Here is a 6,742-nt window from a genome sequence, read left to right as displayed (position 1 = left end):
TTACCTTGAGGTGGGTGATACCAAGAAACTGTTCAGCCTGAGGTAAGTTCCGAAAAGTGCTATTCCTGGACACGGGCATGGCCCTGACGTAGACCTTCTCGTCAAAGGTATCGTCCACCCCACGCACGGGACGACCAACGAGGAGCTACACCAGAGTAGGTCAACCTCTCGTCAAGCTTGCCCCGCTCTAATAGTCAAAACCCACAGCCTCAACCTTGCCCGCCAGACTCTCTCCGCTATCACCAGTAGCAACTTCCTCGCAACCACACTGAACTTCCTTCGCGCCTAGGGGCGTTAAGGAAGTCCCTCCTCCTTAACGCCTCCTTTTCCTTAACTTTCCTCACTCGTGAGTGTGTCCATAGTGTCGTCAAATTTGCATTAATTCGTCTTATGGCGTTGTGAGTTCGTACTGAACTCCTTGAACCTTAAAAAATGCTAACATGACGAGACTATGAATTTCCTCAATATTAAAAAACAACATAACGAGACTACGAGAAAATCAAACGTTAGGGCCATAATGCTTAGATCTTGTCGTTCTCCATCAAGGCTAATATGCTCCTTAATATTTCGTAAATTCTTACACTGCCTGACTGTATCCTCGATGTTATCGTGGATAGAAACTTTAATGAAGTTCAAGCTGCCCATGTGACCATGAGTAAGTCAGTGACGATCATTCAGTTTTCCCTTTCTGAGAAGGTCATAAACAACTAGGTAAAATCTCTTACCAAGATCAGATTAGTTCTCCCTTAGCCAACAGCGTCTTGTACCAGTTTACTGTGATGTATCTGGGATCATTTGGATCCAGTTCTCCTGAAACTATCGCGTCGGCTATCTCCCTTGCAGCGTCCTCCGCTCTGTACTTGGGTACGAAACCGAACTTCTCCCTTATCTTCTTGAACGACACCCTGTAAGATCTCTTGTCAGGTGAGCCATACCATTCATAGTTTAGCTCCTTGCCTAGGGCTTTAGTTATCCTTACTGCTAGATCAAATATTTGATAATTTTGGTCATCGGACCCCAAGTTGAAGATCTCCCCGTTCTCATCCTTCTCCAGTGCCAGGGAGAGAGCGTTAGCCACGTCCCACACATGGACGAATGGCCTCCACTGCGTTCCATCCTTCATGATGGAGATCTTGTTCTTCGTGATGAAGTCTCTCACGAACGCGTTTATGACTAGGTCAAATCTCATCCTCTTAGTTCTGGCGTATCCATACACTGTTGCTATTCTAAACACTGTCACGCTGAAGTTCTTGTCAGTCAAGGGAAGGATGTCCCTCTCCCCCTTCAGGTTAGCCTTTGCATACGTAGTTAGGGGATTGGTGGACGAACTCTCATCAGCCACATCCTCCCTGAAACCATAGACGCTACACGAGGAGGAAAATACATACTTTCTGACACCCATTCTCTTGGATAGATTTGCAATCCTGAACCTTCCCAGGTAGTTGATTGACCAGGTTTTTATGGGATCCAGTTCACCAGAGGGATCGTTGGAGAGGGCTGCCAAATCTATTACGCCGTCAACTCCCCTTAAAATGTCGGGCTCAACAAACCTCACGTCATCCTCCACTACCTTGATGCCCTTGTCCTCTAGGGTTCTCCCGAAAAAGAACCTGTCAAGGGCAATTACGTCGTATCCCTTTTCCAAGAGAAGGGGGACAAGTACTGTTCCTATGTAACCGCCAGCTCCAGTTACTAGAACCTTCATGGAAGTACGTTCGCGAATCGATTTAAAAAGTTATCCATGTTATAAAGATTTATTAGAAATAGCTTAAAAATTCCAAATCATGATCTCTCAGTAAGGGCTATTGACAGGTTTTAAAAATTTAAAAACACGATATGTTAGATGCTTCCATGAGAGTTGTTGTAACCGGTGCAGGAGGTCTCTTGGGTAAAAAGTTAGTCAATGTGTTCAGAGATCACGAGGTTATAGGGGTTTACAACACGAGTAAGCCTGAAACCGAAAAGTTCTTGATTCTAGATCTCACTCGCTTGGAAGAGATAGAAAAGATAGAGGATTTCTCGCCTGACGTGATAATACACGCGGCGGCCCTGACCGACGTGGACGGGTGTGAGAGGAATCCGGCCCTAGCTAAGCTGATAAACGTCGAGGCTACTAAGAGGATCGCTAGCCTAGCTGAAAGAAACGGGATTTACTTAGTTTACGTGTCCACGGATTACGTGTTCGATGGAAGAAGGGGTAACTACTCCGAGGAGGATGAGCCAAACCCCATTAGCGTTTACGGCGCGACCAAACTTGAGGGTGAGAGGGTGGTGAGGGAAGTATCAGGTAGCCTGGTGGTGAGGACCAGTACCCCCTATGGCAGTAATCCGGCGAGCGGGAAGGATAACTTCGCCCTCTGGCTCCTGAAGAGGTTGAGGGGAAGGCAGGAGGTGAAGATAATTGTTGATCAAATAACCTCACCCACCCTTAACACCAGTTTCGCAATGATGTTAAGGGAAAGCGTGGAGAGAAGACTTTCAGGAATTCTGCATCTTACTGACGCTTCTCAACTGAGCAGATATGACTTCTCGATAATGCTGGCGAGGACCTTTGGGCTGGACGAAGGACTCATAAAAAGGGGATATTCACACGAGATGAACTGGATTGCGAGGAGACCACTCAACTCCTCCCTCAACGTGGCCAAGGCCTCCTCCCTGCTGGAGCATAGGCCTTTAAATATCGAAAGAAGTTTAGAGATCCTCAGAACAGAAATGGAGAGTGAGGGACATGCCATTTAATTTTGGAAGAAAAGAGATCCCGGAGGTCGTCCTGGTTCAGGGTAAACAGTTTCACGACGAGAGGGGTTTCTTTCAGGAGCTCTACAAAGAGAGCGAGTTCAGGGAGCACATTCCCTGCAGGTTCGTTCAGATGAACCACTCCTTCTCTCGACGCGGGGTTGTCAGGGGACTTCACTTTCAGCTGATGCCGAGACCTCAGGGAAAGCTGGTCACGGTGATCTCTGGAAGGATTCTGGACGTGGCGGTTGACCTGAGGAGGGGTTCGCCATCGTACGGGAAGTGGGTCAGTGAGGAGCTGGTCCCGGGAAAGTTCCTGTGGGTTCCCTCAGGTTTCGCCCACGGTTTTCAGGCGCTGGAGGACTCCCACGTGATTTATCTGGTGACGAGGGAGTTCTCTCCAGAACACGACTCGGGGATTGCGTGGAATGACCCGGACGTGGGAGTGAGGTGGCCCCTTAACGAGGTGATAGTGTCGGAGAAGGACAGGAAGTTACCTCGCCTGAGGGAGTCCAGGGCGAACTTTGAGTATGGAATGGACCTCTGTTAGGGAGAGCACTTGAAGGAAGGTTTGAGGAGATTTTCACGTTGGTATCAAGCACGAACCTGGACCAGCTGACTTGGAATCCCGACTTGATTTGAGTTTTTCCAACGCGACATGGTGTCATCATGTTAGCATCCTTGGGCTACCATTTTGTTGTGCGTTTAAGGGGCCCTTCAACGTGAGATACACTACAAACCGAATTGGGCCCCATTTTAGGTTTCAGGGAGTTCAGTAGGAACTCACAACGTCATAAATTTATGCAGGTCTGACGACACTATGAACACAACTCCGAGTCCTAGAAGGAGGACAGAATCAAAGCGGAAGTCCGGTTCGTTGCATATACGTAAATTCTCTCAAACAACATGAGATAGCACCAGACCACTGACATGTCCCTCAACCAGCGTTCCTTCCGCCCCTTTACACCCCGTTCCCTAACCCCACCATCTATCAACATCCAGCCCACCACCCCTCTCAGGAGTTATTTCTTCAGGTACTTGGATATTATCTCAAAGATTCTCTCCTGAAAGGTCTCCCTCCTTAAATCCCTGACCCTGTGGGAGAGTTCCCTCCTCACCTCACCGGACACAGTTAACCCCTCCATGAGTTTATCCCTGGCTTCCTTCAGATCCTCGTACGCGAACTCCGGCGCAAGCTCACTGGCACCGCTCTCCCTGGGCACCACGGGGACCAGCCCGGCGCTCATGGCCTCCACCACAGGTATTCCGAACTGTTCCCCCACGGTTGGGTGGAAATTGGGGCTCCCATATTGTTGTGTATTTAAGGAGCCTTTAACGTGAAATACACAACAAACCGAACTAGGCCTAAAACTGCGAAGATGGTCCCTGGCTGAATTTTCTGCAACTCAAACTCGCTATCCTCTGTCCAAGACCTCAGAGGGCACCTGGTAAAAACACACAGTTCCGGAAGTCCGGTCAAGGGCATCCTGGAGGTCGGATCAGGTTTAGGGAATGGCCTTCATAATATAAAGCATTTAAGAGCAGGCTCATTTCTCTGCATATGAGGTTATCCGTAAAGAACATAGGCCCCATTAAGACGGGATCGCTGGAGTTCACTGACAAGGTGCTCGTAGTTGGGGGAAACTCGTCTGGAAAGACTTTTCTCTCCACTGCCTTCTATCTCATGAATTCGCCCTTTCTCTTTCCCCCACTCTCACCCCTGGACATAGAAAATATCCCAGAAAGGGCTGGGGAGCTGGAGTTGGATATAGATGTGAGGAATATCCTCGAGAATAACAGGCCAGGCATTGAACGCACAATTGAGGATGCTCTGAAGAACGTTTTCGGGACGGAGTTACCCAACATAATCTCCTTTGGTGAGGAAAAAGGAGTCATTGAGAACGAGAAAATGAAGATTACGATTAGTAAAGATGGTATTACACTCGACCTTTATTCCATGGAAAAAGTACACATTGGTCTATATTTTTACAAGATAGATAGGAACGATATCTGTACATCTGTGTTCCCCGACAAGGAGAAGATGACGGTCATTGGCAATGAGCAGTGTCTCAAGAGGGCCCTATCCTCCTTCTCCTTAACGAAGTTCCTGTCCAGCGACTGGAATCCCATCGCCTACCTCAGCACGGAAAGGATAACCTTCCTTAACCTTTACCCCATGATAGCTGAGGTAGCGTTTTCCTTCTCTCCCAGATCTCCAGTCAAGCCACTGGTACTGGACGCACTGAAATGGATTTACCCTGGGAATTACGAGCTTCTGGGACACAGGGTTGAGATAGACGGGGCAAGAAATGTGAGAATAATGAAGGAGGGTAAAAACGTCTCCAGGTCCCTGGTTTCCACGGGGTTATATCAATACAGTCTGATTGAGTCCGTTCTCAATAATCCCGTGGTTAGGGGTGCAGTGGTGGAGGAACCGGAGATCAATCTGCATGTTGACGCCCAGATTGAGATAGCTGAAAGGATTGCGTCCTACAACAAGAAGCTGTTCATTACTACCCACAGCGAGTGGATTGCAATGGCCCTTGGTCACATGATGAGGGATGGAATAAGAATCTATGAAATATATGATGGAGAGGTGAAGCCAGTGAGGGTGTATAGGGACGGCACTATCGACGCGTTAAGATCCATAGCCCCAACACAGCAGAAGTGGTTGGACACCTGGCTGAAGGAGGTTTCAGGTGAAGTGGATGAAGCTGATGAACCACAACGATCGCTACATGTGCGTTAAGTATGACGATCTGTGTGGAGGAGCCGATTTAATCTGCATGGAAAAGGGTGGAACGAACAGGGACTCACTTTACTTGGTGGAGAGGAAGTCGAGCTTAAACCCTAACTCCAGGAAGAGGGCACTGGATCAGATTAGGCGGAGTCTTGAAAAGTTAAGGATAGTCCCTAAAAACATCTTTATTGTATACGGAGAGATGAGAGATAATGATGAAAGACAAAACTTTGCATCTCAGGTGAGCCTGATCGAGCAGAGATTCAAGGTGAAGGTGAGTGAAGTTTCTTTAGGGACTGAGGATTTGGATAAAGAACTAGTTGATCTGATCTCCACCTTCAATGATTAAATGTTAATTTCGGATCATTTGGATGGGCCCATACTTGGTTCTCAAAAAAGTAAGGTATGCGATAAAACGGTGCTCCTAGCTCTTGTACTCAATGTTCTAAAACTTGAAGTGTGTATTTCGGTGCTTCTCATGAATGGCCCTCATCGTACCGTTCTTCCTTCTCGTAAATCTTTCTATCCCTCAACCTGTCTGACGTCTTCAATATTATCGTAGATGGAAACTTGATGAATTACAAAAAGGACATCCTGCGATCCAATAGAGGGTAAATTGCCACAAGTAATCCCAAAGGAGATCTAGGTTAGTTCGCCGTAAATTAACCTGATCCCTAGGTAATTCGCCCTCTCCAGTGCCCTTCCAGTGGCCACGTTCACGACCATCATCTTCACTGGTTTCTCCAGGTTAAGGACCTTGGACACAACATAGCAGGTGTGGTTGAACCTGGAGACGTCCTTGGGCTGTGCGTAGGACTTAACCTCGATAAGGTAGGTGGTCCCGTCCCTCTTGAGGATGTCGACCTCGTAAATACCTCCCTTCTCCCCAAAAGTACCGTTCTCATCTACATAGTAGCATTTCCCTGAACTTGACGTCAGTGCCTTGGCCCTTGAAAAGTTTTTTACCTGGGTAATACGCGTTTTGAATAATGAGAAGGGGAAAGTGGCTGAGGAAACTGAAGGAGGCATTAAGGTGGAGGAGGGACTTCCTCAACGCGCTGAGGGAGGTGCTCAGGAAGTTCAGGGCTGACGTTGTGAGGAAGCTGCTTTTGGCTGTGATCTCGGAGAGGGGAAGCCTAGCGAGTATGGCCGAGGCCCTGGGCTTCGACTACGAGAGCGGGGCAAGCTAGACGAGCTGGCTGACGTTGACCTGCTCCCACCTGTGAAGCTCCTGGTTGGAGATCATCCAGTGCAGGTGGCGGTGGA

The 6,742-nt window shown here is 48.2% G+C and carries 9 protein-coding genes; 5 read left to right on the top strand and 4 right to left on the bottom strand.

Annotated features, from left to right (window positions below):
* On the bottom strand, positions 1–127 hold a 127-nt coding region (locus L3N51_RS12780; RefSeq protein ID WP_428846165.1), incomplete at its 3' end, for a hypothetical protein.
* A 603-nt stretch (positions 128–730) separates the two neighbouring features.
* Positions 731–1,705, bottom strand: a complete 975-nt coding sequence (locus L3N51_RS12105) for an NAD-dependent epimerase/dehydratase family protein (RefSeq protein WP_238027475.1) — start codon at positions 1,703–1,705, stop codon at positions 731–733.
* A gap of 146 nt (positions 1,706–1,851) precedes the next feature.
* Here L3N51_RS12105 and rfbD point away from each other — a divergent pair, with 146 nt between their 5' ends.
* Together rfbD and rfbC are read left to right on the top strand one after the other, a co-directional pair.
* Positions 1,852–2,739: a dTDP-4-dehydrorhamnose reductase gene (gene rfbD / locus L3N51_RS12100; protein ID WP_238027474.1), complete on the top strand. Its 888-nt coding sequence runs from the start codon at positions 1,852–1,854 to the stop codon at positions 2,737–2,739.
* Entirely contained in the window at positions 2,729–3,286 is a 558-nt protein-coding gene (rfbC, locus tag L3N51_RS12095) for a dTDP-4-dehydrorhamnose 3,5-epimerase (RefSeq protein WP_238027473.1), read from the top strand. Before rfbD ends, rfbC begins: the two co-directional genes overlap by 11 nt.
* Positions 3,287–3,758: 472 nt before the next feature.
* Here the strand turns inward: rfbC and L3N51_RS12090 are convergent, their stop codons facing one another.
* Positions 3,759–4,019 (bottom strand): glycosyltransferase, encoded by a 261-nt coding sequence (locus tag L3N51_RS12090; protein ID WP_238027472.1) that lies wholly within the window; start codon positions 4,017–4,019, stop codon positions 3,759–3,761.
* A gap of 278 nt (positions 4,020–4,297) precedes the next feature.
* On the opposite strand from L3N51_RS12090, the gene L3N51_RS12085 reads away from it, so the two are divergent.
* On the top strand, positions 4,298–5,485 hold the full coding sequence (locus L3N51_RS12085) for an ATP-binding protein (RefSeq protein WP_238027471.1): 1,188 nt from the start codon (positions 4,298–4,300) through the stop codon (positions 5,483–5,485).
* Complete coding sequence (locus tag L3N51_RS12080) at positions 5,445–5,825, top strand: hypothetical protein (RefSeq protein WP_238027470.1); 381 nt, start codon at positions 5,445–5,447, stop codon at positions 5,823–5,825. Before L3N51_RS12085 ends, L3N51_RS12080 begins: the two co-directional genes overlap by 41 nt.
* A gap of 293 nt (positions 5,826–6,118) precedes the next feature.
* Here L3N51_RS12080 and L3N51_RS12075 read toward each other — a convergent pair whose 3' ends face one another.
* Positions 6,119–6,505 (bottom strand): hypothetical protein, encoded by a 387-nt coding sequence (locus L3N51_RS12075; RefSeq protein WP_238027469.1) that lies wholly within the window; start codon positions 6,503–6,505, stop codon positions 6,119–6,121.
* On the opposite strand from L3N51_RS12075, the gene L3N51_RS12070 reads away from it, so the two are divergent.
* A complete protein-coding gene (locus tag L3N51_RS12070; RefSeq protein ID WP_238027468.1) occupies positions 6,466–6,666 on the top strand; it encodes a hypothetical protein in 201 nt (66 codons plus the stop codon). The genes L3N51_RS12075 and L3N51_RS12070 overlap by 40 nt on opposite strands.
* The last annotated feature ends 76 nt before the right edge of the window (positions 6,667–6,742 follow it).

This window comes from Metallosphaera javensis (ex Hofmann et al. 2022) (assembly GCF_022064045.1).
Lineage (GTDB): Archaea > Thermoproteota > Thermoprotei_A > Sulfolobales > Sulfolobaceae > Metallosphaera > Metallosphaera javensis.
This window is presented reverse-complemented; position numbering and strand designations above follow the sequence as displayed.

Bases quoted from the DNA above. Each gene is read 5' to 3' on its own strand.
- L3N51_RS12085 (WP_238027471.1), top strand. From the start codon at position 4,298: ATGAGGTTATCCGTAAAGAACATAGGCCCCATTAAGACGGGATCGCTG.
- L3N51_RS12080 (WP_238027470.1), top strand. From the start codon at position 5,445: ATGAAGCTGATGAACCACAACGATCGCTACATGTGCGTTAAGTATGAC.
- rfbC (WP_238027473.1), top strand. From the start codon at position 2,729: ATGCCATTTAATTTTGGAAGAAAAGAGATCCCGGAGGTCGTCCTGGTT.
- L3N51_RS12070 (WP_238027468.1), top strand. From the start codon at position 6,466: ATGAGAAGGGGAAAGTGGCTGAGGAAACTGAAGGAGGCATTAAGGTGG.
- rfbD (WP_238027474.1), top strand. From the start codon at position 1,852: ATGAGAGTTGTTGTAACCGGTGCAGGAGGTCTCTTGGGTAAAAAGTTA.
- L3N51_RS12105 (WP_238027475.1), bottom strand. From the start codon at position 1,705: ATGAAGGTTCTAGTAACTGGAGCTGGCGGTTACATAGGAACAGTACTT.
- L3N51_RS12075 (WP_238027469.1), bottom strand. From the start codon at position 6,505: ATGCCTCCTTCAGTTTCCTCAGCCACTTTCCCCTTCTCATTATTCAAA.